The sequence below is a fragment of the bacterium genome, from assembly GCA_012517375.1.
Classification (GTDB): Bacteria; Hydrothermota; Tepidihabitantia; order B3-TA06; family B3-TA06; genus JAAYVC01.
Genome location: JAAYVC010000101.1, coordinates 1 through 23,428, shown reverse-complemented (window position 1 = coordinate 23,428; position 23,428 = coordinate 1). Strand labels below are relative to the sequence as shown.

Annotated in this window: 25 protein-coding genes; 2 read left to right on the top strand and 23 right to left on the bottom strand. The window is 46.4% G+C overall.

Features of this window, described 5'->3' with window-relative positions; all coding sequences use genetic code 11:
* Nucleotides 1-73 precede the first annotated feature (73 nt).
* Genes GX441_10940 through GX441_10925 form a run of 4 tightly spaced genes read right to left on the bottom strand, consistent with a single transcriptional unit; the run spans nt 74 to nt 3,673 of the window.
* Nucleotides 74-973, bottom strand: coding sequence for a hypothetical protein (locus tag GX441_10940; protein NLI99160.1), 900 nt, complete (start codon nt 971-973; stop codon nt 74-76).
* On the bottom strand, nt 970-1,737 hold the full coding sequence (gene otsB / locus GX441_10935; protein NLI99159.1) for a trehalose-phosphatase: 768 nt from the start codon (nt 1,735-1,737) through the stop codon (nt 970-972). Before otsB ends, GX441_10940 begins: the two co-directional genes overlap by 4 nt.
* Complete coding sequence (locus GX441_10930) at nt 1,737-3,197, bottom strand: trehalose-6-phosphate synthase (protein NLI99158.1); 1,461 nt, start codon at nt 3,195-3,197, stop codon at nt 1,737-1,739. The genes otsB and GX441_10930 overlap by 1 nt, the downstream gene beginning before the upstream one ends.
* A 41-nt stretch (nt 3,198-3,238) precedes the next feature.
* Nucleotides 3,239-3,673 carry a hypothetical protein gene (locus tag GX441_10925; GenBank protein ID NLI99157.1) on the bottom strand — a complete coding sequence of 145 codons (435 nt, stop codon included), beginning with the start codon at nt 3,671-3,673 and terminating at the stop codon, nt 3,239-3,241.
* 134 nt (nt 3,674-3,807) lie between these two features.
* Between GX441_10925 and GX441_10920 the strand changes: the two genes are divergently transcribed.
* Entirely contained in the window at nt 3,808-4,251 is a 444-nt protein-coding gene (locus tag GX441_10920) for an Hsp20/alpha crystallin family protein (protein NLI99156.1), read from the top strand.
* 119 nt (nt 4,252-4,370) lie between these two features.
* Here the strand turns inward: GX441_10920 and GX441_10915 are convergent, their stop codons facing one another.
* From GX441_10915 to GX441_10895, 5 genes are all read right to left on the bottom strand, one after another.
* Nucleotides 4,371-5,168: a class I SAM-dependent methyltransferase gene (locus GX441_10915; protein NLI99155.1), complete on the bottom strand. Its 798-nt coding sequence runs from the start codon at nt 5,166-5,168 to the stop codon at nt 4,371-4,373.
* Between the two features lie 51 nt (nt 5,169-5,219).
* Nucleotides 5,220-6,278, bottom strand: coding sequence for a beta-mannanase (locus GX441_10910; protein NLI99154.1), 1,059 nt, complete (start codon nt 6,276-6,278; stop codon nt 5,220-5,222).
* 38 nt (nt 6,279-6,316) lie between these two features.
* Nucleotides 6,317-7,561 (bottom strand): glycosyltransferase, encoded by a 1,245-nt coding sequence (locus GX441_10905; GenBank protein NLI99153.1) that lies wholly within the window; start codon nt 7,559-7,561, stop codon nt 6,317-6,319.
* Nucleotides 7,548-8,192, bottom strand: a complete 645-nt coding sequence (locus GX441_10900; protein ID NLI99152.1) for a hypothetical protein — start codon at nt 8,190-8,192, stop codon at nt 7,548-7,550. The genes GX441_10905 and GX441_10900 overlap by 14 nt, the downstream gene beginning before the upstream one ends.
* A 553-nt stretch (nt 8,193-8,745) precedes the next feature.
* Nucleotides 8,746-9,180 carry a hypothetical protein gene (locus GX441_10895; GenBank protein ID NLI99151.1) on the bottom strand — a complete coding sequence of 145 codons (435 nt, stop codon included), beginning with the start codon at nt 9,178-9,180 and terminating at the stop codon, nt 8,746-8,748.
* A gap of 238 nt (nt 9,181-9,418) precedes the next feature.
* Between GX441_10895 and GX441_10890 the strand changes: the two genes are divergently transcribed.
* Nucleotides 9,419-11,875, top strand: a complete 2,457-nt coding sequence (locus GX441_10890; protein NLI99150.1) for a prolyl oligopeptidase family serine peptidase — start codon at nt 9,419-9,421, stop codon at nt 11,873-11,875.
* 169 nt (nt 11,876-12,044) lie between these two features.
* Here GX441_10890 and GX441_10885 read toward each other — a convergent pair whose 3' ends face one another.
* From GX441_10885 to GX441_10820, 14 genes are all read right to left on the bottom strand, one after another.
* Nucleotides 12,045-13,364 (bottom strand): hypothetical protein, encoded by a 1,320-nt coding sequence (locus tag GX441_10885; protein NLI99149.1) that lies wholly within the window; start codon nt 13,362-13,364, stop codon nt 12,045-12,047.
* A gap of 10 nt (nt 13,365-13,374) precedes the next feature.
* Entirely contained in the window at nt 13,375-13,962 is a 588-nt protein-coding gene (locus GX441_10880; protein NLI99148.1) for a hypothetical protein, read from the bottom strand.
* 84 nt (nt 13,963-14,046) lie between these two features.
* On the bottom strand, nt 14,047-14,628 hold the full coding sequence (locus tag GX441_10875; GenBank protein NLI99147.1) for a hypothetical protein: 582 nt from the start codon (nt 14,626-14,628) through the stop codon (nt 14,047-14,049).
* A gap of 16 nt (nt 14,629-14,644) precedes the next feature.
* Entirely contained in the window at nt 14,645-15,844 is a 1,200-nt protein-coding gene (locus GX441_10870) for a hypothetical protein (protein ID NLI99146.1), read from the bottom strand.
* A 99-nt stretch (nt 15,845-15,943) separates the two neighbouring features.
* Nucleotides 15,944-16,168 (bottom strand): hypothetical protein, encoded by a 225-nt coding sequence (locus GX441_10865; protein ID NLI99145.1) that lies wholly within the window; start codon nt 16,166-16,168, stop codon nt 15,944-15,946.
* 82 nt (nt 16,169-16,250) lie between these two features.
* Nucleotides 16,251-17,177 carry a radical SAM protein gene (locus tag GX441_10860; protein ID NLI99144.1) on the bottom strand — a complete coding sequence of 309 codons (927 nt, stop codon included), beginning with the start codon at nt 17,175-17,177 and terminating at the stop codon, nt 16,251-16,253.
* 15 nt (nt 17,178-17,192) lie between these two features.
* Complete coding sequence (locus tag GX441_10855) at nt 17,193-17,927, bottom strand: NAD-dependent deacylase (GenBank protein ID NLI99143.1); 735 nt, start codon at nt 17,925-17,927, stop codon at nt 17,193-17,195.
* A complete protein-coding gene (locus GX441_10850) occupies nt 17,927-18,517 on the bottom strand; it encodes an indolepyruvate oxidoreductase subunit beta (GenBank protein ID NLI99142.1) in 591 nt (196 codons plus the stop codon). Before GX441_10850 ends, GX441_10855 begins: the two co-directional genes overlap by 1 nt.
* Nucleotides 18,498-20,258 (bottom strand): indolepyruvate ferredoxin oxidoreductase subunit alpha, encoded by a 1,761-nt coding sequence (gene iorA, locus GX441_10845; GenBank protein NLI99141.1) that lies wholly within the window; start codon nt 20,256-20,258, stop codon nt 18,498-18,500. The genes GX441_10850 and iorA overlap by 20 nt, the downstream gene beginning before the upstream one ends.
* Entirely contained in the window at nt 20,251-21,321 is a 1,071-nt protein-coding gene (gene buk / locus GX441_10840; GenBank protein NLI99140.1) for a butyrate kinase, read from the bottom strand. Before buk ends, iorA begins: the two co-directional genes overlap by 8 nt.
* A 16-nt stretch (nt 21,322-21,337) precedes the next feature.
* Entirely contained in the window at nt 21,338-22,300 is a 963-nt protein-coding gene (gene mltG / locus GX441_10835; GenBank protein ID NLI99139.1) for an endolytic transglycosylase MltG, read from the bottom strand.
* Nucleotides 22,293-22,694 (bottom strand): Holliday junction resolvase RuvX, encoded by a 402-nt coding sequence (ruvX, locus tag GX441_10830; GenBank protein NLI99138.1) that lies wholly within the window; start codon nt 22,692-22,694, stop codon nt 22,293-22,295. The genes mltG and ruvX overlap by 8 nt, the downstream gene beginning before the upstream one ends.
* Before the next feature lie 35 nt (nt 22,695-22,729).
* Nucleotides 22,730-23,056, bottom strand: a complete 327-nt coding sequence (locus GX441_10825; GenBank protein ID NLI99137.1) for a helix-hairpin-helix domain-containing protein — start codon at nt 23,054-23,056, stop codon at nt 22,730-22,732.
* Nucleotides 23,056-23,400 (bottom strand): hypothetical protein, encoded by a 345-nt coding sequence (locus GX441_10820; GenBank protein NLI99136.1) that lies wholly within the window; start codon nt 23,398-23,400, stop codon nt 23,056-23,058. Before GX441_10820 ends, GX441_10825 begins: the two co-directional genes overlap by 1 nt.
* Nucleotides 23,401-23,428: the final 28 nt, after the last annotated feature.

The window sequence follows — 23,428 nt, the reverse complement described above, 5'->3', positions numbered from 1 at the left end:
AGTCTAAGACGTAACACCTCGTAGCACCCCGTAACACTTTCTCATACACCTTCAAAAACTCGAAAACAGTGTGTTACTTTGGCCGGCTTCTTTTTGGTGGACTCTTTTTTGCTGCAGGTTTTGATGATGGTTTCTGCGTCTTTTTTGCATCCTTTTTGGACAAGGCTTTTGAGGTCATTGGTTTTGTTGCGGACGGTTTGCTCTTTATCTGAGGTTTAGGTGATGACTCGGAAGGATATTTCGAGATTACTTTCATGAGTGCAGAAGCTATCTGTGCATTCGGGGCAAGAGACTTTATTTCCTTCTGGTACAATTCCTTAAAGAAACCGAGCGCTCTGGAGCCGAAGCGTGAATCCGTGAGTTCTATCTGGGCAGCCCGTATATGCGAAGGCACATTTATTATATCCCCGATACGCGCTTGGAGAGCATTAAGCGTTTCATCTTCAGCAAGAATGTCGCCGCATTCGTTAGTGTCGATAAAAACCTCTTTTTTGCATCTGGGGCAGATAATTGTCCGCACCGCATTATTAAAAGCCATCTTATAAAAGTAACGAATCTTGATGCGCTTGGAAAAAAGGAAGTAGACGCCCCAGAGTGCGGATAGACCTATTCCGGCCAGATTGGCAATACCTTTTTCACCAAGGATAAACTCAATTACCGAGTAGATTGTCATTAAGCCAAGCCATGACCATATGATTGTAGGTATTACAGGCCGTTTTACAAACAGTATCAGGATTACGGCTGCAAGATGCAGAGCGATAAAGATGATGAGCGGAAATCCATTTGCATTCTGTGAAATAACATCCAATGCAGGGCCAAGGTTTTTTAAGGTGCTCGGATTCAACAACTTAACCAGCAGCAAAGACACAGCGGCCACTTGCTGTATCAAAAATGCCCAATCCAGAAAATGCAACTCGCTTTCCCGCTGGGCTTCAACAGGAGTATACTCCTCAAGCATGGTTAAACCTTTCATTTTACCAACCTCCGGATTAGATTACGAAGATCTTCAGGTGAATGAATATTATAATCAGCCTTCCCCGTTATCTTCTCACCTACCGCGACCTTGATTGAACGCTCTGGAAGCGCTGCAAATGCGTCAAGATCTGTGGTATCATCACCGAAATAAACGCAAAGAGAGTCCTTTTCGGGAATAAAATGTTTAAGGATATATTTTACGGCTAATCCTTTGTTTACATACTTCGGTTTGAATTCAAGAACCATCTTCCCTTCGAGAAATTCCATATCTCCATTACCGTTCAATTTCTTTGCGCGAGCGATAAATTCTTTTTTAGCGCGAGTTTTTAATTGTTCTTCAGCCAGCCTGAAATGCATTGCCAGTGAAAATGGTTTCAGCTCGATAATTATGCCTGGTTCATTGAAGAAAGGTTTTAAATATTCTCTGAGCTGGGTTATTAGTGATTGAATCTTGTCTTGATCCGCGAGAAGTATTTTTCTCTTTCCAGGAATTTTAATCTCGGCTCCGTGGCATCCTGCCAGTGCGATTCCTTTTACATCTCGAAGGTAGTTAACGAGATCGGATATAATGCGTCCGCTTATCACGCAAACATTTGTTAAGGTCTTTTTGGATAAGGAGTTGAGCAAATCTCCAAGATCACGGGACGGTTTTATGCTGCCTGGAGTCGGCGCGATATCGACAAGGGTTCCGTCGAAATCAAACATCAGGAGGCGGGAGCGGGCGTTCCTTAATATATTGAAAAGCTCCTCGTTTGATTGCATTACGGTCTTCTCTTTACGGGCTTGGTTTCTATCTGTCTGGATAATTTCTCAAGAAACAGCCTTCCCCACTTTTCTATATCGCGGCGCTTAAGCCGCTGGTGCATCTCATTCATCCTGAAGTAGCGTTCGCCCGGTTTCATCTCCAGCGCCTTTTTCAAGCCTCTTACTATCGATGGTATGCTGTAAGGATTTACAAGCACTGCCTCCTTGAGCTCCTCTGCAGCGCCTGCGAACTCCGAAAGAACAAGCATTCCCCTGTTTCTGTTCTGGGAAGCAATGTATTCCTTGGCAACCAGGTTCATGCCGTCGCGAAGAGGTGTTATCAAACACACATCTGAAGCCATATAATAGCTTACTAGTTCTTCAAACGGCAATGCCCTGAAGTAATAGTGTATCGGCACCCATCCCCTCTTCGAGAAGCGTCCATTTATCCTTCCTACGGCGTTTTCGACCTCCGATTGCATCTTAGCGTACTCAGGAAGCTGGATGCGGCTCGGAACCGAAACCTGGATAAAGCTTAATTTTCCGATATATGCAGGATTTTCTTCAAGAAATCTCTCAACTGCGGCTAGACGTTCGGGAATACCCTTTGAATAATCGAGCCTGTCAACTCCAAGGACAAGATGCTTGGCAGCCAGTTCCTTGCGTATCTTCCGCGCCGTATCTATTGCATTGTTGGATTTTATAAGCGATTGTATCCTCTTGTAATCTATTCCCATTGGAAAAGCCGCAACCTGAACGGGTCTTCTGGTTCGAATAAGCCCCTTTGAGAAAGATACATCCAGACCCAGGAGTTCCTCTACCGCCTGAAGAAAGTTGTTAGCGTATGAACGACAGTGAAAGCCTACAAGGTCCGAACCGAGAAGACCCGAAATTATTTCTTTGCGCCATGGAAGGGTGCGGAAAAGGTCAAGTGGCGGAAAAGGGATGTGCCAGAAAAATCCAATCTTTCCTCTGACTCCAAGGGCGCGCATTTTTCCAGGTACCAGCGAAAGCTGATAATCATTGACCCAGATTGTATCTTTCGATCGAATCTCCTCCGCAACAGCCTGGGCAAATTTATCGTTTACCTGTTCATAAACATGCCAATCCTGCTCCTCGTAGACTGTTCTGCCCAGGAAATTATGAGCCAGGGGCCAGAGCGTACTGTTGGAAAATCCCAGATAATAACGATTTATCTCGTTTGCATCCAGCTGTATCAACTTAAGGTCAAAGGTGGGATTTTCAGGAGGAATGCGGAAGATTCTATCAGTCACTTCTTTTGGAAGAGCGCCCCACGCTATCCACATCCCCCGAGTGGAAGCAAGCACGGGTTCAAGACCTGTAACCATGCCGCTTACGCTGCGAGTCATCCTTATTCCATCCTTATAAGATTCAAAAAAGTAAGGACTTCGATTCGAAACGACAATCAAACGGGATTTCTTGACATTTAAGTTTTTCTTTTTTCCCATCAGAGGCACTCTTTATACTATATTAAATCAATATATTGTCAAGCTGAAAATTAAGCCTCGAGTTTGTTCCATCCTCTTTGTTCTAAATCCCTTTTAATATTGTAACCGGCAAGGCTGACTATAATAAGTGAAAAGATTGTTACAAACCCGTCATGAAAGAACAGCCCCAGGAATATCAAAGGAAGCTGGGCAACAAGACTTACTAGAAAAACTATCTCCATGGCAATAAAGAACTTGTATGGCTGCTCGAAGCCCAGTATCTTGGCGCTTCGAAAGGTGGCAATAAAAAGCACAAGCGCGGGAGCAATAATACCAATCCACACAAGACCGATGCTTACCCTAACTAGTACGTTTGCTACATTGAGAAAATGCAGAAATCCTTCTAGAACAGCCTTTACGCTTCCCCATATCAAACACCTGAACCAGCCCGCCTTTGTAATCTCACGGAAAAGCATCTCGTGATAAAGAGCTGACTCTGAACGCACTATATTCTAGACGTCGCATCTTTCCTTTACGTTCCATAACCATCTTCTTCGAATGACCTTGACAAACCATTTTAGCAAACTATAATATAGTTGTGAATACAAACCAACTAGAAATTATAAGGAGGTTGGCAAACATGACTAAAATAAAAAGATATGAACCCTTCTGGGGTATAGACACTTTCCGCAGAGATATGGAGCGTCTTTTCGATTCATTCTTTGGTCGTTGGGGCGCTGAGGACTTTCCTGCCACATGGGCCCCTCTTGTCGATATCGAAGAGACCAAGGAATCCTTGATTGTAAGAGTAGAGGTCCCCGGCATGAATAAAGAGGACATCAAAATTCAGGCTGTGGGCGACAATCTTGTTATCTCCGGCGAGCGCCGCAGTCAAGCCGAGGATAAGGACCGCCATTTCCACAGGATAGAGCGTTCCTACGGAATGTTCCAGCGTGTTTTGACTCTTCCGACCGAGGTCGAGCACGACAAGGCTAAGGCTTCGTACGAGAACGGCGTGCTTGAGATAACGTTTCCCAAGTCCGAAAAGGCCAAGACCAAAGAGATAGCAATCGAAGTCAAATAACGAATGCTCTTTTTCGCTTAACGCGAAAAGATCGCAGGAGACGAAATCAAAAAATTGGAAGAGCCGGTTTGAAGCCGGCTCTTCGTATTATTAGTGTCGATTCGTGCGTTATTGAACGACTATACCGGTTTTCTCGCGAAAGCTACCATCATCCTGTTAGAAGGCGCATCGGCTGATTGCTGCATAAAGCCCTCCCACGATCTCGCTATCTCAAATCCCGCACGCTTGAGTTCTTCGTGATGCTCACGAAGAGACCGGCGACCCGAAAGACCATCGGGCATATGGCCGGGAAAACTGACCTCAATCTCTGAGCCGTCAGGCCTCTTGAAAACCTGAGTGCGTAAAGGGATGTCGGTTTCTTCTTCCCCTCCCCCCTTCTTTTGGATTTCAATCTCCTTCTCCGGATTGAAAACGTCCTGTTCGCTCGATTCGTTGTGGAGGAAGACCCATCCGCCCGGTTTAAGAATCCTTGCGCATTCACGAAGATGTTTATCACGCATGGGCTGTTCTGCGATAACGTGAAGTGCCCAGATATTGACGACAAAGTCGAAGCATGAATCCGGGAAACGGGTTGAAAACATATCACCCACTTCAAACCTGGCATCGCTTCCCTTTTGCGTGCCGAGTTCACACGCTTTCTTGATGGCTGTGGGAGAAATATCTAAGCCGGTCATGTTGAAACCTTCTAAAGAGAGTGTGATTGTGTTTATTCCGGTTCCGCAGCCGAGCTCGATTCCCTTCGAGCCGGCATCGAGGCCTGAGAACTTCCTGAACTCCTGCCAGGCTTCTGCAACGCAAGGCTGCATGTCCTTTTCACGAAAAGATGCTCCAGAGCCGAGAATGGCCTTATATCGCTCTTCGTGAACTCGTTTGTAATAATCAGGTGGAATTGTGATTATCTTTCTTCTTTTACCCATAGGCCGACTCGCAGGGGTTCCCAAAGAAATTGTGAAACGATTTCTTTTGGGTTATTCCACTACCCCGAATTCGAGCACTGCAAGAGGCTTGTTCGCAGATATCGCAGCAAACTCCGGATACGAGATATCCATTATTTCGGTAAAGAGCCGCCACTCCTGACGAGCTTCCTTTGGAGTAAGGGCACCGTAGGCGCTTATGCCTATCCAGTCGATGTAGTCGTCTCCGGGATAGTATGAGGCCATACGGTTCCATGATTCGTCAGGGATATTCTCGCAGTTAACGTGGAATACCCAGGTGACGTTTCCGACTCCCTGCCCCCTGAAGAGTTCGATTATGTGTCGGTAAGCGTCCCGAAAGCGTTCGGGACCGTCAGGCAAAGAAGGATCGCCGTAACCGGCCAGAGTATCACCGCCGTTCCAGGCTCCGTTCCAAGGAAACCACTCACCGTTAACCTCTGTGCCGAACTCAACCATAAGAGGAAAATCTGCGGCCTTTGCATCATTTGCCCAGGCTTTTAACTCTTCGTCAAAATCACCATCGATTATGCGTTGAAGCGTGTAAAGGGTGTCCGGACAGATTCTGTCATACGAGGAAAGCGCCATCATGCGAATAAAGGGCTGTCGTCCGTAATCGTGGATGGTCTTCACCGCTTCCTGAGGAAACTTGATGCCGCCAACCCAGTTGTTCGAGAAGTATACCCATGAAACTTGTTTTACTGCGAGCGCCTCGAAATCCTGGATTCGCTCTAAGGTTACAGTATCTTCGGAGTCTCCGAAGTCGGGATACGCGGAAAAGTATATGCCGCTCTCGGGAGGCAGAATCTTTGAAGTATCGGAAGAATACGTGATTTGTGATACAAAGATGTCGTCCGCGGTACCTGTTTTAAAAGCTTCTAGGGCTTCGGTAGAGGAGTTTATGGTAAGATCAGATGTGCTGCCGTCTTCGTTTATCCACACCTCGTTCCAGTAGCTTGCAGCGACTATACGGGGATAGCGACCGTCCCGAATAGAGACGAGCGCATCAGTAATCCACTCGGCCTTGCTCGAATGAGGCGAACACCCTGAAAGCGATAGTATAACGATCATGCAAAAGATAATGAAATATCTCAATTCCTCCTCCTTGTATTTTTTCTCGGTTTTTTTCTTTTCTACAAGGTAATAATATCTTCTTCTCCTGCGCGCAACGAGTGCAGGAGCAAAAGCCAGCGTCTGACATGATGAGGAACGAGCAGTATGTTGCGTACGTATTCCCTTGCCTGCTGGCCGAAGCGTTTAGCCATTCCCGGATTGCCGAAAAGCTGGCGGATTCTATAGGCAAGTCCCTCGACCGAATGAATGAGGAAGCCAGATGAGCCGTGAATTATCTGGTGTCTTATGCCGCCGATATCGTTGCCTACGACTGGCTTTGATTTCCACATTGCCTCTGTAACCGTAAGCCCGAATCCTTCACGCCTGGAGTTTTGTATTACCACTGTTGACGCCCTCTGCAAAGCGTTTACTTCGAGATGAGAGTCTGAAGGAAGATTGAGGATGTGAATATCTGGGTCTCCTCCGGCCATGTCCATCACCTCTTCGAAAACTGCCTGACCTTCAGGATCGTCCGATGCTGCGCCTCCGATCAGGACGAGCCTGCAGTCGTACCACCTTCGCACCAGCTTGAACGCGCTGATAGCGCCAAAAGGGTCCTTGAGTCTGTCGAAGCGTCCGACCTGAAGAAGAATCCGCTTGTTGCGGGGCACGCCTATGCTTGTAAGAATCGAGCCCACCTGCTCATCGTCAAGCTCTATGTTTTTAGGAGCAAGCGGATCAATTGCAGGAGGCAGTATGAACTGAGGAACCATGAGGTTCTTGGTGTATTGAGGCATGTGAAACACGGCGCCGTCGTAGCGTTCTACGAAAGGTCTTAAGAAAGACCAGATTCTGAGATCGGCATCTGCCAAATCTATGTGACAGCGCCATACCCATTTCGCCTTTCTTACTGGGTACTGCTCGATTATTGCCGCAGGCTGAGGGTCGTGAATAATCACAAAATCGGCATCGTCCGGAATCTTGGGCGAATTCTCCTTGACGTTAGAACGGTACTTTTCGAACATCTCATGAGTAAACTCTTCCTTCTGACCGTGCAGGGCATTGTGAAACTTCTTCGTAATCGTAAAGAACTCGGTATCGCCCGTAATAATCTCCCATTGCACTCTCATTCCCAACTCCTCGAGAATAGGTATGAACCACCCGAGAATCTCTGCAACCCCTCCTCCCTCCTTCGTAGAATTCACGTGAACGATCTTTACGTTGCCAAGAAGCCGGGCAAGCGTTCTTATTTCATCAATGACACCCTGCGTGACTATAGGCGCGTAATCATCAAGTGAATGGTACTGACGTTCAGGCTTTAACATTCTGGATGCTCGTTATGATTTTTCCGCGTATCTCCTCGAGGTTGTACTCGTAGGGAGAAAGCTCGTTAATGGTTTCCGCAAGCGCAGGCTGTCGCAATTCCTCGTTTAACCATATCGAAATGTCGTTCGAGTGTTTGCGCAGCCTCAGTCTTGATTCAATAAGATGATAGAAAAGGCTCCCCGGAGAGATTGTTCTTATTGCCTGCATCAACTCATCGAGCGAGGAAGCTTTTACGCCTGTCGGATAGATGAAGCTCTTGATGCAAAGAAAGTAGAATGATTCTCCCTCGGGTACGCGCTGAAAGTACTCACCCTCGCCCACGTAATCCTCTACTATCTTTATGAGACTCGCGCGAGCTTCCCGTACCATGGTGAACTCCAGCGGATCGAACGACGCGAGCTTCTCGCCCAGGGTTTTCTGCCACAGCACCCCCCACACCCACTGGGCGAAGTCGTTCATGTAGTCGGTGGTCGTGTAGTGACGCCGAAGCAGTGAATGATAGAGGTGATAGAAGATCGAGGATGAAGGAACACCTCTCAGGCCCACCAACAATGACTTAAGGTTATCGGCCTTGTAACCGGAATAATAAACCGCACCCTGTTCGGTGTAAAACTGGAACGCCTTAGCCACGGGGAATTATACAAGCGAAGAATAGGGAGTCAAGTCTAGCTCTACCTCGTCCCCTCCCCCTCCACATATGGATGGGGAATCGAATCAACCCACACTCTCCCCCTTCTTGCGGGATGCGGATAAAGATTTGACAAGTTTAAATCATCACATATCATGAACATTTTCTGAATAGAAGGTATTAATCACCACTTTCAGGTCTGTTTATTTTGATACAAACATTTTTCGTCGCGCATACGAAGGCAAGATTGATGAACAAGATTGGTCCAAGATGATTTTCCATTTGCTTTTCTATTTGGAGCTTAAAAAAACAGCTTTGTATCAAATGAAAAACAATTTCAAATAGCATCAAAGGATTCCATACAAAAGGATCGAGTAAAAACCTTTGATGAATTCATGCGCCATTTAGAAACTACAATTTAATGAAAAAAAGTTGGATATTTTTTTTTTGATATATTATCTATCACTAAGTACTAAGCGATAAGGTGAAAAAAACAGTAGGTGGATAAAACAACAGGGGCATTAAGCCCCTGTTGTGCTGTTCGAAAGTATTTATCTAGATGGCAAGGGTTATTATCCAGGCTACAATAATCCACGCACCAACGATGATGGCAACTATTCCAAGCGTGCCCTGCAAAGGAGCAAGCTTTGCCAGAATGGCGTCGCCTTTGGCCTTTGCCTCTTCATTCTTGCCGAACGCGTACTGTGTTATGAGAGCGTAACCAAGAATAAAACCAAGAACCGCTTCAAGAAGACTTCCTATAAGCAGCGTGAGCCACCAGATGATACCGAAGATTCCCCAGGTCAAAACGCCCAGGCTCATTATGGCCCAGATGATGCCCCATAAGCCCCAAAGACATGCAACAATGCCTATCCAGCCCTGGTAAGGCGTTATCTTGTTCAAGAGCTCTGCTGCATTAGGTTTTTTGGCTACAATCAACGAAGCTGCTGATAAGGCTCCTATTACTATCAGCGCTATTCCCCAGCTTATGCCCATATATTCCTCCTTGGTCCTGGTTAGATGTTTTTGGCTGAACAATCGCGACCTGGAGTCGCGAAAAGTCCTTTTAAATGGTCGCCCTGTCGATTCAAATCGACACGGCAACTGACCTGAGGTTACGCATCATCTTGAGATTGTCAAGTATCGGACGATATCAATCGATGAAACCTTTCAGTTGACATTCAAATCAACTTGCTTAGCATCAATCCAATCTTACCAGGAGGCATATATGATGTTAGCGTTGTACTTTCTTGTTTCAGTTCCGTCGATTCAGGATACGATTATCCCTTCGGATTATCTTGTTTGCGGATCGTTTTTAACGGGCGTACGCGAGGGAAGCTGGAGGAACCTTCCTGATGACTCTAATTTCGTTCCGAAAGAGGGCGACAGCCTCTTCTCCGAGCTTGCCACGGGCGGCTGGGTCAAGTGGAGAAAAATTAAAGTGGATTCCACTGGCTGGTTATCTTCTAGCTATGAGAACGTGGACTGGGAGTTCCTGCAAGACCTTTATGGGATATCCGCACTTTACAATACAGGCTACGCGTATACGGAATTCGAGGTCAATGAGCGAACACGCGCACTCGCAATCGCACTTGGAACCAGCTTCACTCTGAACAAACAAAGTTATCCGGGCGACGTTTACGCTCACGGCTACGCGCAGATTCCTGTCGTCCTCGAGAAAGGACTCAACAAGCTTTGGCTCTATCTCGGCGGAGCAGGCGACGACAGGGTATGCTTTAAGCTCATTCCAGTGGATAGCGACGTCCGGCTCGTCGCGAGCGATGCCACGTTGCCCGAGCTCGTGTACGGCCGCGCTAACACCTCTCCTCTGTACGGCGCTATACCTGTATGCAACACAACCGAGGATTGGCTCTTCGGTTCAAAGCTTATTGTTGGAGGCGGAGAGTTTGAACAGGATACGTTTGAGCTACCCCCTATCGCTCCGATGAGCTTTTACAAGGCGCCCTTCGATTTTGTCCTTAAGAGCCCTCTCCCCGACTCCGTCCCCGAAGACAGGCTGATGCTTCATGCAAGCATCGTATGGAATAAAGGCAATGCAGATTACGAATTGCCTCTCCATTGCAGTATACCGACTAAGCCGCATGAGGCGACTTTCGTTTCCGCAATAGATTCATCAGTCCAGTTATACGCCATTATGGAACCCTTTAATTACGATTCGTCCAAAACCTATAATCTAGTCCTCGGTTTGCACGGAGCAGGCTCTAAAGGCCTATGGCATCTAGGACTTTTCAAGGCAAAGGATTGGGCTTTCTTCGTTGGACCGAACAACCGCCGTAACTTCGGGTTCGACTGGCAGGACTGGGGCAGGCTTGACGCAATAGAGGTTTACCATCTCTCATGCAAGACTTATCCGATTGACCCTGATCGTGTAAGCTTGACCGGCCATTCTATGGGTGGTCATGGAACCTGGCACATAGCATTGACCTACCCCGATCTCTTCTCATGTGCATCACCTGCGGCAGGCTGGACCAATCACGAGTTGTATTCGCCGTGGACCTGGCAGAAATCCGCAATCCTCGCGGAACCCTGGCAGCTTGAGGTGCGTAATCAGGCTCTGCGCGGCGACAACCAGCTTGCCCGGATAGAAAACGCCTGCAATCTGCCTTTCTTTATCCATCAAGGAGGAGCCGACGATAATGTTCCCGCATTCCAGGCAAGGCTTTACGCAAAAAGACTCAATCAACTTGACTATGATTACGTCTATCATGAATGGCCGGGCGGCGGGCACGGATGGATAGAAGTCTTTGATGGCGATACGTTCTCATGCGGCGCTACCCCCCCGACTTACGATTTCTTCAAGAACAATGTACGTAAAACCTATCCCGAACACGTCTATTACAGAACTGCGGATTTAACTCAGAACGACGGCGCATACTGGCTGAGGATTTTTGAAGTCAAGAATAGAATGGCTGATGCGGTTATTGAAGGCTGGCTTGAAGATGACGGATACCGTATTAAAACCGCAAATATCAACCGCTTCTCCTTGAAGTTTGATGATAAACACTCTTCTCCTTTCAAGATAAAGATTGATGATACCTCGCTGAGGATTGACTCGAAAGCGGATTCGGTTGTATTTGAATTATCCAAAAACGACTGGCGGATTGCTAAATCCATGACCTACCCCCACCCCCATCCGCCTATTAAGGGAGCGTATTATGAACCTTTCATTCTTGTCTATGGAACCAGAGCCGATTCTGCCACAACAAGACGTCTTTTATCCATGGCGCGCAACGAATCCACCGCATGGTGGTACAGGGCGAACGGACGCGTAATGATTGCGCCTGACACATCCGTCGATAAAGACATGATGGAGCGTTTCAACCTCATTCTTTTCGGCAGTGCGGCGGAGAACTCTATTACCGCTGCTTTTGAATCAAGACTGCCTGTGAAAATCGACGGGGAAAGGTTCGTCTTCGATGGCGAGAAGCTGCCGCCTGAGGCTCTATCAGCGCTCTTCGTATTCCCTAATCCGCTTGCACCTAAAAAGAAGATTCTAGTTCGCGAAGGTATCGGTGAAGAAGGCTTAAAGCTTTCCGGTTATTTCTCGACGCTTTACTCCGGTGCAGGTCTGCCAGATTATATCGTATGGTCAAAGGATGTCTATGACAAAGGCTGGGGCGGAGTGGTCAAAGCAGGCTTCTTCGACGCGGACTGGACCCCGTAACACCCTTAACACCCGTAACATCCGTAACACCCGTAATACCCGTATCCCCCGTCACACCTGTAACACCGATATCACATCACCTTCATTCGGACATGTTGGAAATTACTTGCATGGATTTCGAAACTAATTTACAGGGCGACTACCCTCGGAGAAACATCAAAAGTACTTTTTAACGCAGACGCCAGGTAAATCCGGTTTCTGCAAAGAAACCGGAGTGATCGTATATGGAGCCGTCGTAATTAGGGTATTCGCGATGCGTCCAGCCGTAACCGGCGTTTCCATAGATGTAGAGATTATCTTCAAGATAGAATGTTACCCCGAGCGGTATATCAAACCACCAGCCTTTGGCCGCTGAAATGATAATTTGATCAAAGATAGAGTTTCCAGTTTCTATTGATGGCGTTGTTTGAGATTCATCCCATCTGCGTCCTTCTAAACCTAAGGATAATTTCCATCGGTCAGTCAGGTAGTAAGAGATTTGTCCTTCTCCCCTTACGTGGTTTTCGAGTTTATTCCAGTCCGGGGTTATGATATCGGCGGTCAACTTGCCTGATAGTTGCCAGCGTCTTGTCAAAGGGTAACCTGCTTCTAAATTGATCTGGATTCCTTTGTCGAGATAGGTCCGCAAGAATGATGTATCTGTGCCAACACGGCTTGTGATCTCTCCGTTTCCACCTACACCAGACCACAAACGAACTCCTGAGAGCCTTCCGGGCTGCATAGTGGCTACAATCTCCCGCAGCCGCATCAAATCGTATGTGGAAAGCTCCGAAACAATACCCTTCTCTTGAAGTAATTTCTCTAAATCTTGGTAGAAATACTTCTCATAGCGGCTGTACTTGAGGGAGTAAGTGTATTTTCTTGCCAAGAGACCTGCGAGCGTCTCGACGTTGTCGTGATTGGCTTTGCCAATCTCATCGAGGAACTGCCAGGCATGTATTACGGATGTAACGTTCCTTATTCTGCCTATTCCAGGGCCGAAAAATAATGATCCATATACGCCTTTCGTAGTAGCCGTATATGATATGTCGCCGTTATCGTACGAATCATACCAGAAACCGGAATTCAATGTGTCGCTTATAGCCGCGAAAAAGGGAGTCCTGCCTATATACAGACCTGAGAAAGAATAGGTATTAAGGCCGACTCCGATATCCGGATTTATGCGGGTGAATGTAGAATCGATGACTCCATTGAAGTCTTTTACCCACGAACGATATGAACCGCTCGAATAAGGTGCAAGATATAAATCCACGAACTTGTTTTCAGCAAGAATTCGCAAACTCCAGGGAATACCAAGGTGATAGTATGCAACCTTAATGTCCGTGAATTCCTGTTCTGTATTGTCGCTGAAGGAAGATTGACCCCAGGGTAGGCTAATGTATGTATATAACGAAAGGCGAGTCTCGCCGGATTCCGGAATACGGAAGTCTCTGAGATTAAAAATCGAATCCTCGGAAAGACCGATAGCAAGTAATGTTATTAAAAACACTATATCCTCCTTAGAGCAATCGCCAGGTTAGTGCAGCCTGAAACCATAATTTTTGCCCTTTACCTGAATACCCGTAGCCTAGATCTTGTTTTTCTCTATATTCGTAAGTCAAGGCTGTTTGGATAGTAACGTTGTCTTCAAGGTAAAACTGCGTCACAAATGGAATGTAGCAGCCAAAACCGTATTGATTGTATTCATAAGGAACATTCCAGTAGTAGCCGTCGAACCCAAGTGAAAACTTCCAGCGCTCGCCGATATAGCATGCCAATTCAGGTTCTACTGTAAGGGATTGCTCGATGTGAGCAAAATCGTTTGTCAAAACCGTCCCGCTGCCTTTCCAGCTCAATTGAAATATCCTTGAGATGGGGTAACCGCCGATTACGTTTGCCTGCAACCCGATTCCATATGACCAATAATCACTTCTTCCGCCTGCGCCTAAAAAAATCCGGTTGCCGTAAAGTCTTTCTGAAGGAAACGCAAGAACAATCTCCCTGAGCCGCATGGAATGGAATGGGGAGAGCTTTGAAGTAACCCCTCTTTCTTCAAGGAGAGCAGCCGCATCGGAGTAAAAGGATTTCTCGTAATACCAGTGTTTCATCTCGTATTTCCATTGGGTAGATAAAAGCTGGGCGAGGGCATCGATATCCTCTCTCCTAGGTTGAGCAACCTCCTCAAGAAACTGTCAGGCTTTAGCTGCAGGCGCTACGTTGCGAACCTTGCCGAACCCGCCTCCCATGAACAGACTTAAATGTAAATAATCGGGTCGAATATACCATTTTTCCCAGTAGTCGGAATAACCAACCGTCACCCCTGCATGTACTGTATCGGAAAAACCAAGAAACCATTGCGATTCGTTGATGTACCACCCCGCATCAGTTGAAGAGCCTATTTTGGGATGTATCCAAGCATTGAACGATTTACCAATACTTAAGTTGGTATCTTTTTCATATTCGTAACGTCTACCGTATACGTTATAATAAAAACTTTCATGTTCGGACGGTTGTGTCGAAATCTGTAAATTTATGAAACGTTGCTTGCTTGACAGAGTTAAATTGTATTCAGCAAGAATCACGCCGTCCAGGCCATAACTTAGAGATCTTCTACTCGTGGAATCGTCGCGACGATAACCGCGGGCTAAATAAAAATCACCACCAGATCCGAGAAAAAGGTTAATGGCTCCTGCGTCCGGTATCCTGAAATCCCTGAGATTGTATGCTGCATCTCCTGCGTTCTGGGAAACTATGATTAAAAGTATTCCTAGCATTTCCCCTCCTTGGGGGTTAAAAAATCCTATAGCTTAAACTTACCCTTGCAGATGGACTGGCAGAAAACGTAACCGGCAGGTCTCCGATTCTCTGCAAATACGTACTCAAGCCGCCTGAAACATGAAACGAGAACTTGTTGGTAAAGTAGTATGCCGCAGAAAGAGTTATTCCGTTGCTCAACCAGGATAACGTAGTTGAATCCTCGTAGCCATTGTAATAGTACGATTCCTTTCCGAAACTGCCTGAGAATTCTGGTGAAATTCCTAAATGACTCCAAAGCCATGTTAACGACGAAATACTGTAATTTACTTCATATTGGTTTATTTCTGCTTCTGTTATTATAGTATCTTCAACCAAGCTGTCAGGGTAATATGCCCCTGTCCGATAGATTGCTCTGTGTTGTATGCCGAAATTCAACCCTGGATTTGCTGAAAAATTGAAACTTCCTGCAAGATGTGTCTTATATGATAAAGGATATCCCCAATCTACATATAGTCCATTAATTCCGAAATTTGCGTTATAGTTTTCCGATATTTCCGATAAAGGCGGGTAGTATATCATAGACTCGGGTCTCTCTTCAGTCCTAATATTGTATCCTTGAGTAAGCCCTAAACTAATAAAAGATATCTTTATTCCGTAAGGTCGCGAACCCCATACTGCTGAGGCATCCATTATCTGCATCCAGGTCTTAATGCGGATATCTTCATGGGATATTCCGTATTTCTCGAATATCTCTTCGAGGTTTTCGTAGAACTCCCAGTCAGGGTGCCAGTACTTGATAGGATACTCCCACCTTTTTGCGTACAGCTCGGCTACTTCCTTGACAAGTTGCGGATTCCTGGAAACATCCAGCTCTTTCCTCAAGACTTCTTCAATCTCAAGGGCGTTTGCCGCGTACTCGATTGGTCTTATCCTTCCGAAGCCTATTCTTGGTGAAAACGAAAACTCTTCGGAGTATACTCTCGTAAAAAGCGTATCCGTATTAACAAAGGTATCGTACCGCTCAAATTCTGCATTTTTTCCAAATCCGCCGGAGTTATCTAAAGAAGATTGAAAACCAATATATACATAATCACCAAAAGGATAATAGAGAAGTTGTCCGGACAAATCCAATTCGCTAGAGATGTTTCTATAACTTCGCTTGCTTTCTTTGATAGTGTCAATACCCTCATAGTCATGGTACAAATAGGAAGACTCGCCGGCATCTCCAAACAAATCAAAGTCTGCATCAAAAGAATAACTAATTTTTTCTTTGTCCCGGGATATAGAGAAATATCCTCCTGAGGTAGTTTTCTTGCTTTCTGAACTACTTTTTCAGAAAAGAGTATCTAAAGTATCCGGGCTAGAATACCCAAAACCCCAATCAGATGCTCTTCCGCCACTCATATCACCGGAGAGATTGACGGAGAACCGCATAGCGCCGCTTTCAGGCAGCCTGAAGTCGGTCAATTTGTAAGGTGCTACAGAGTCAGTGCTTATTGTATCAGATATTGAATCAATTTGAGAATGCAAGAAAGCGATCAGGAAAAAAACTGTCATAACCCCTCCGGGTTGCCGTTGTTTAACAAATATTATATATGAAATTGTTTTTGTCAATATGAATTCCCCCCCCCCCCGATGATTACGTCGTATGAACAGCCTCGTAAAACTCCTCAAGCCCGTGAACGGTGGCTTTTGCTTCGCCTTCGACTACTAGCATCTCAAGAACCATCTCCGCGCGTTCGGACGGTATGCCGAGGCTCTGCTCTATTTGCTTAACGGTCATAGGTCTTCTGGAGATAGAATCGAGTATACGCTCCCTGTCACCCTGAGCGCCTACGTGTTTGCCTCTTTTCTGGAAGGTCGCCACAATCTCCGTGTTGGGAGGGAAAGTTTTAGCAATCGCTTCAAGCTCTTCCTGGGTAAGGGGAAGCGCCGATTTCTCGCTAGGCGGCCTTACAACGGTGTTAAGCTGAATCTTCCGGTAGTGCATACGCGAAAGAATCTTTCGGATAGGTTCGAAATTCTCCTCCTTGTCGTTAATTCCCCTTACAAGAAGTATTTCGACCCAGAGTTCGCCTGCAAATTCGTTGGAGAAGTCGACAAGACCTTCAATCACGCGGTCGAACACAAGATCAGGGTGCGGTCTGTTCACTTTTTTCCAGAACTCCTCAGTGCCCGCATCAAGCGATGGCACAACGACATCCGCAGCGGAAAGATCTTCCCTGACATCCGGCATCCACAAGAGGGTTGAATTCGACAGCGCCACGACCTTCGCGTTAGTTTCTTCCTTGATCCGGCGAATCAGCCAGCCGATATCCTTATTTAAAGCAGGTTCTCCGGAACCGGAGAAGGTAATGTAATCAGGCGATTCAGCTTTGTATACTGTTATGACCTCCTTGAGAATATCTTCTTTAGGAAAAAAGGAGTCTCTCTTGATAGTGAGATTCGACGTTCTTCCAAGCTGGCAAAAAAGACAATCAACGCTACACGTTTTATATGGAAGTATGTCAACTCCTAATGATAAGCCCAGCCTCCTTGAAGGCACAGGTCCGTATGTATACTTCATAATCCCTCCAAAGATTCAGTTTGAAGCAAGCTTAGGCATAATGATTCCAGCCTGTTCCTTAAAAAAATAATCAGCAATCGCAGTAATTGTTGACGGTTCCGGATTTACTTCTATTATAGCTGCATCATTGCGCTTGGCAAGATAAGGCAGTTGAGCCGCGGGATAAACTAGTCCGGATGTTCCAATAACGATGCAGCAATCGCATTCAGAGGCAAATCTTGTCGTTTCTTCGAGAACGTCTGGATCAAGATATTCTCCAAACCATACAACATCCGGCCTCATCACGCCCTTGCATCCTTTTTTGACGCATTCCGGCACTTCTCCAACAAGATCGGCCTGAGATTCGTCTACTTTGGAGCCGCATTCAAGGCAGTAGGAACGAAACAGATTGCCGTGTAGCTCAAGAACCCTTTTTGCGCCAGCTCTGTAATGAAGATTGTCTATATTCTGGGTAGCAATCATAAAATCTTCGTGATTGTTATCCAGTTCAGCGCATGCATAATGAGCGGGGTTCGGTTCAACCTTCCTTGCAAGGTCTCTTCTCATTCTGTACCATTCCCAGACCTCAACCGGACGCTTCTTAAAAGACTCCAGGGTAGCAAAATCTTCGACTTTGAATTTATCCCACAAACCGCCGGCTTCACGAAAAGTAGGCACTCCGGATTCCTTTGATATCCCGGCCCCTGTGAACACCATAAGTTTTTCCGACTTCTTGATTGCGTCTTGCGCTTTTTTTAAGATTTCATCCATTAATGCGAGGCTAACTCCCTGCCTCGCTCGAATGCCTTCAGATTGGATTCGGCGAATTTCGCAGGGAACCCGGAGCGTATTACGTCAATGAAAAGCGATTCTTCGAACGGCACGAATACCGAAAGGGAGCCGAGCATGACAACGTTCTGAGCGCGTACATTTCCCATCTCGCGAGCTATCTCGAATGCGGGAACCTGAATACGTTTTTTTGCAAATTTCTCCAGTCTTATCTCAAGGTCATCCGGATAGGGTTTCAAAGCTGTATATACCTCTGGTGGAGCGATTTCATAAGTATCGTAAATCAAGCGACCTGAATCTGGATTAAGGAAAGAGATGTGACGCAAAGCTTCCAGGTGTTCCATAGCGACAATAAAATCGGCTTTTGCTTCAGGTATGAGAGGCGAGTAGACCTTCTCGCCGAACCTTAAATGTGTCGTGACCGAACCGCCTCGCTGAGCCATGCCGTGAATCTCGGATTTCTTTACGTCAAGCCCCGAACGCATGGCAGTCTCGCACAAAAGCTCCGAGAATTTGAGTATTCCCTGACCGCCGACTCCGGCTACGAATATATTAGTTGTCTTTTGAGGCATGGATAGCTCCTTTCGGGCAAACCTGGGCGCAAATCGAACACCCGGTACATAGTACTTCATTGATGTGTGATTTCTTGCGGTCAGCGATAAAACTGATTGCCGGACAACCAAGTCCGACGCACATCTTGCATCCGATGCAAGTGTTCTCATCCACAAGGTAATACGGTTTCCATTGTGTGCGATCGTAAAGCGGACATGCGCGGCGAGTGATGACAACTGCAGGCTCCTGCGCTTCCATAGCCTGCTTCAGGACCTCTTTCGTCTCTTTATAGTCGTATGGGTCAACGACCCAGACCTTCCTCACTCCGAGCGAGCGGGTCACATCCGCCGAGTCCGCCTCGAATGTTTCTTCACCCTTGAGGGTCTTTCCAGTTCCAGGATGCTGCTGGTGTCCGGTCATTGCCGTTATGCGGTTATCCATGATTACTATCGTAATTGGAGCCTTGTTGTATACTGCATTGGCAAGGCCAGTCATTCCTGAATGGAAGAAGGTCGAGTCGCCTATTACGGCGACAACCTTCTGATTTTTCTGTTTTTCGTCGGTAGAAAAATCGAGCGCCTTTCTTATTCCATGCGCGGCGGTTATTGAGGCGCCCATATCAACACAGGTATCCATTGCGTTCAGAGGCGGAAGGGCACCCAGCGTATAGCATCCGATATCGCCTGTGATTATCGGTTTCATCCTGGATAGAATGTGAAACACAGGTCTGTGTGTGCATCCGGGACACAACGCCGGCGGTCTATTGAGCAATTCACCCGGGTCTACGGTCGAAGGTTTGTTTCCGAAGAAAGCTTCTTGAAGTCGGTCAGGGTTGAGTTCAAGAACACGAGGAACTACCTCCTTGCCGATGCAGGAGATTCCAAACGCTTTGACCTCGGTTTCAATAATCGGATCGTTTTCTTCGACTACATAGATTTTATGAACCTTTGACGCAATCTCCCTGACAAGTTTTTCAGGAAGAGGATGCATCATCCCGAGCTTTAGGAACCAGGCGTCAGGCCAAACTTCTTTTGCATAGGTATATGCCACTCCGTCGGAGATGATACCTACATCATCCTTTCCCTTTTCAATTAAGTTGATATCCGATGTTTCCGAATACTCTTTGAGGGCCTTCATGCGCTCTTCAAGCGATGCATGCAGCTTTCGTGCAAACATGGGAAGTATGAGGTTCTTGGAGATATTCTTTTCGTAACCCTTTATTGGAATCTCATTGCGCGGCTCGCATTCCACCACACCGCTTGCGTGCGCAGTGCGGGTTGTAAGACGAACGATGACAGGAACATTAAATCGTTCAGATATTTCAAAGGCACGTTTGGTGAACTCCCTGCACTCCTTCGAATCGGAAGGGCAAAGCACCGGCACCTTGGCGGCAATGCCGTAGTATCGGTTGTCCTGCTCGTTCTGGGATGAATGCATTGAAGGGTCGTCCGCAGTGATGATAACGAGTCCGCCGTGCGAACCGATGTAGGCAGATGAAAAGAAAGGATCCGCAGCCACGTTCAACCCGACGTGCTTGGATGCATACAACGAACGTGCGCCGGCCATCGAGGCTCCCAAGGCTACTTCGTAGGCTACCTTCTCGTTAGTTGACCACTCGGAATAAATCTCCTTATATGCAGAAATGGCCTCAAGTATCTCTGTCGAAGGAGTGCCAGGATAGGCAGCTGCGACATGGCATCCCGCTTCCCATGCTCCTCGCGCTACAGCTTCATCTCCTGATAAAAACTTTTTTTCACTCATAAGTCATTGCCTCCTCTTCGCCGGTAAGAACGCGCAGCGCGCCTAAGGAAAGCGCTTCAAGCTCGTCCTCGCCTGGGAAGACAAGAATGGTTGGTGTTATAAATTTCACTTTATTCGAGACGTCTTCGACTAGTTTTGGTTCATACGCCATCCCTCCTGTAATTACAATAGCATCGATTTCGCCTGAGAGTACAGCCGCCTGGGCTGCAATCTCCTTTGCTATGCTCTGCACCATTGCCCTGAGGACCAAGGCTACTTTTTCGTCATCCTGGGCTTTTCTATAAAGCTCCTGTGCATGATCGGAACCGAGATGAGCAAGAAGGCCTCCTTCCTTGGTTATCTTGTTCATAAGGGTTTTCTGATCGTATTTGCCGGAAAAGCACAGCTTCACGAGCTGCGTTACCGGGAGGTAACCGGTGCGCTGCGGAGCGATAGGTCCTCCATCGTTCGCATTGTTGACGTCTATCTGGCGGCCTTTGCGATGTGCGCCTATGGAAATGCCCGTCCCGAGGTGGACAATAACAAGATTCAGCTCCTGGTATTTTTTACCAAGCCGGGAAGCCGCCTTGCGGCCGACCATCTTCATGTTCAAGGCATGTGAGAGCGACCGCCTTTCTATCTCAGGCAAACCTGATATGCGAGATTCAGGAATAAACTCATCAACAGAAACAGGGTCAACAATGAATGCGGGTATTCCGAGGGGCTGTGCCATTTCGTATGCCAGAAGCGCACCTAGATTTGAAGGATGATCTGCCGCTACACGACCTTCTCGAATATCAGACAGCATCTTTTCGTTAACTCTGTATGTACCAGATACAAGCGGTTTGAAAGGCCCTCCCCTGCCTACAACGGCGGAAAGTATTGATTTATCCGTTCTCCATGCATCAAGAAGGCTGTTGATCATGCTGCTTCTGTATCCAAGCTGTTCAATTGTCGATGAAAACTTAGCAAGTTCTTCGGTTGAATGCCTTATGCTTTCACTCCTCATTTCCCTTTCGTCTTCGTAGAGAGCAACCTTTGTTGACCCTCCTCCCGGATTAATCGAGAAGATTATGCGTCCCATCAAGGCTCCTTGGTTTTCATTTTCCGGATTTACGATTCAATATGAGTTTCATTTTTTCGTGTTCTTCTGCGGTTTGAGAAAAATAATGCGACCCGTCACCCTTGGATACAAAGAACAGATACTTTGTTTCCTTAGGCCGCGCCGAAGCTTCAAGAGAAGCCTTGCCCGGCGAACAAATAGGGCCTGGAGGCAAACCGACGTTCATGTACGTGTTGTATGGTGAATTTACCCGTAAATCGGAGTAAGTCAAGCTTTCCTTATGTTCCGGTAAAGCGTATTCTATGGTTGCGCAGCTTTCAAGCTTCATTCCCTTTCTGAGACGGTTAAGGAAAACGGAAGCTATAATTGGCCTTTCCTTGTCAAGATAAGCCTCTTTTTCTACAATAGAAGCCAGTATAAGAATAGTGTCAAGACTGGAGTTCCTCAAAAAGGGTTCAGAAACCTCGAAAAACCTTTTGGCCATCATCCGTAATATATCCTGGGGCTCAATACCTACTGGAAATTTGTATGTATCAGGAAACAAACAGCCTTCAAAAGATTGAAAAGGAATATTAAATTCCTCAAGGAGTTTTTTGTCGCAGGCGAGTCTAAGAAAAGTGTCTTTATTTACAAGCCCAGCCGAGTCCAGCTTCATTGCTATCTGGCTTAAAGTCATTCCTTCTGGTATCGTGATTGTAACAGTAGCGATGCTGCCTGAAGCCAGAACAACAAGAACCGAATCTTCACTCATGTTCATGTGGAGGCGGTAGATGCCTTGTTTAAGAGTTCTGTCAAGGTTTCTGAGTTTTGCCTTAATTTTTAATAACTTAGGATGTTTTATTACATTCAAAGAATCCAGTCTTTCTGCAATACGCGAGGTTGTTTCTCCTGAACGAACCTCGAACATAACCTCCTTCGAAGAGGTTTCATGAGGTTTAGCGCAGGATAGGAGAATAACACAGGCGAATGCAAAAGCGATAGCTATTTTTTTGCTAGACATTTATGCGCTGCCTCAGGTAGTCGGCCAGAAGGAGGGAAGCGGCAACCGCATCCACCTTTGATTTATCTTTTTTCCGCTCGTTAGAGGGTACGAAACGTTCGGCTAGAGCCGTAGTCATTCGTTCATCAAGCAGATTTACAGGGAATTCATATTTCTCCTTGAGAATGCAGTATATGCGTTCGGCCCAGCGTGTGGTCTCGGTACGTTCACCCTTTAAGTTTATTGGATATCCAACCACTATTTCTCCAACATTGTGACGTTTGATTATCTCGGTTATCTGTTTTACAAAATCCTTGTCGTCGCGAATTTCTATTGAAAAAGCGTCGATACAAAGAAGCGCTGATTCATCTGAAAAAGCGATGCCGACCCTCTTCTTACCTAAATCGACAGCCATGATACGCGACATTTTTTATATCCCTTGCTTTTTCATCAAGGAACCTCGAGATAGGGCTTGATGTCTTCAAGTTTAGCCGAACCTATTCCCGGTACGTTCAACAGACTCTCTAGTGAGGAAAAAAGGCCGTGAGTGTCCCTGTAAGCGATGATTCTTGATGCAAGACCGGGGCCTATTCCATGAAGTTCCATAAGCTCATCTGCATCCGCTTTGTTGAGATCAATCTTCTCGGATATAGTAGTACTTGGTTCGAGTTCAATTTTCCCTTTAGGAATCCTGCGGATAAAGCCTATCGAAATTGCTGCAACAAGAAGAACGGCTAGAACAATTATCGCTATTCCTTCATTCGACAGTTTCTTCATCAGAACTTAAATACGACGAACAGATCGATTCCGTAATCGGTTCTGTCGGTATTATTCTTTACTCCGCCCGTTTTTCCGGTCTGACGGTTGACTGAGACCGTCAGACCTCCGTCAAACGCTTCGGAGAAGGCATAAGAGCATTGAATGTTTCCGGAAAGATTGCCTGTTGTAGTGTTTTGCGTAGTATCGATTTTGTTTTCGTTAATTGTTTGATTGTAACTTAAAGTACCATTAACCGTTACATCATTCTTAAATTTGAGGTGCTTGAGGAAACCCAATTTGAAACCCGATGGTTTGTTGAACGTGTAGCCCAGATTGACAGAACCTCCAAGATTTTTAGTCACCGTAGTACTTTTTGTAGTTGGAGTCTTT

Coding starts and splice junctions, on each gene's coding strand:
- GX441_10940 (NLI99160.1), bottom strand. CDS start 973: ATGAAAGGTTTAACCATGCTTGAGGAGTATACTCCTGTTGAAGCCCAG.
- otsB (NLI99159.1), bottom strand. CDS start 1,737: ATGCAATCAAACGAGGAGCTTTTCAATATATTAAGGAACGCCCGCTCC.
- GX441_10920 (NLI99156.1), top strand. CDS start 3,808: ATGACTAAAATAAAAAGATATGAACCCTTCTGGGGTATAGACACTTTC.
- GX441_10915 (NLI99155.1), bottom strand. CDS start 5,168: ATGGGTAAAAGAAGAAAGATAATCACAATTCCACCTGATTATTACAAA.
- GX441_10905 (NLI99153.1), bottom strand. CDS start 7,561: ATGTTAAAGCCTGAACGTCAGTACCATTCACTTGATGATTACGCGCCT.
- GX441_10890 (NLI99150.1), top strand. CDS start 9,419: ATGATGTTAGCGTTGTACTTTCTTGTTTCAGTTCCGTCGATTCAGGAT.
- GX441_10880 (NLI99148.1), bottom strand. CDS start 13,962: ATGAAACACTGGTATTACGAGAAATCCTTTTACTCCGATGCGGCTGCT.
- GX441_10875 (NLI99147.1), bottom strand. CDS start 14,628: ATGCTAGGAATACTTTTAATCATAGTTTCCCAGAACGCAGGAGATGCA.
- GX441_10865 (NLI99145.1), bottom strand. CDS start 16,168: ATGACAGTTTTTTTCCTGATCGCTTTCTTGCATTCTCAAATTGATTCA.
- GX441_10860 (NLI99144.1), bottom strand. CDS start 17,177: ATGAAGTATACATACGGACCTGTGCCTTCAAGGAGGCTGGGCTTATCA.
- GX441_10855 (NLI99143.1), bottom strand. CDS start 17,927: ATGGATGAAATCTTAAAAAAAGCGCAAGACGCAATCAAGAAGTCGGAA.
- GX441_10850 (NLI99142.1), bottom strand. CDS start 18,517: ATGCCTCAAAAGACAACTAATATATTCGTAGCCGGAGTCGGCGGTCAG.
- iorA (NLI99141.1), bottom strand. CDS start 20,258: ATGAGTGAAAAAAAGTTTTTATCAGGAGATGAAGCTGTAGCGCGAGGA.
- buk (NLI99140.1), bottom strand. CDS start 21,321: ATGGGACGCATAATCTTCTCGATTAATCCGGGAGGAGGGTCAACAAAG.
- mltG (NLI99139.1), bottom strand. CDS start 22,300: ATGTCTAGCAAAAAAATAGCTATCGCTTTTGCATTCGCCTGTGTTATT.
- ruvX (NLI99138.1), bottom strand. CDS start 22,694: ATGGCTGTCGATTTAGGTAAGAAGAGGGTCGGCATCGCTTTTTCAGAT.
- GX441_10825 (NLI99137.1), bottom strand. CDS start 23,056: ATGAAGAAACTGTCGAATGAAGGAATAGCGATAATTGTTCTAGCCGTT.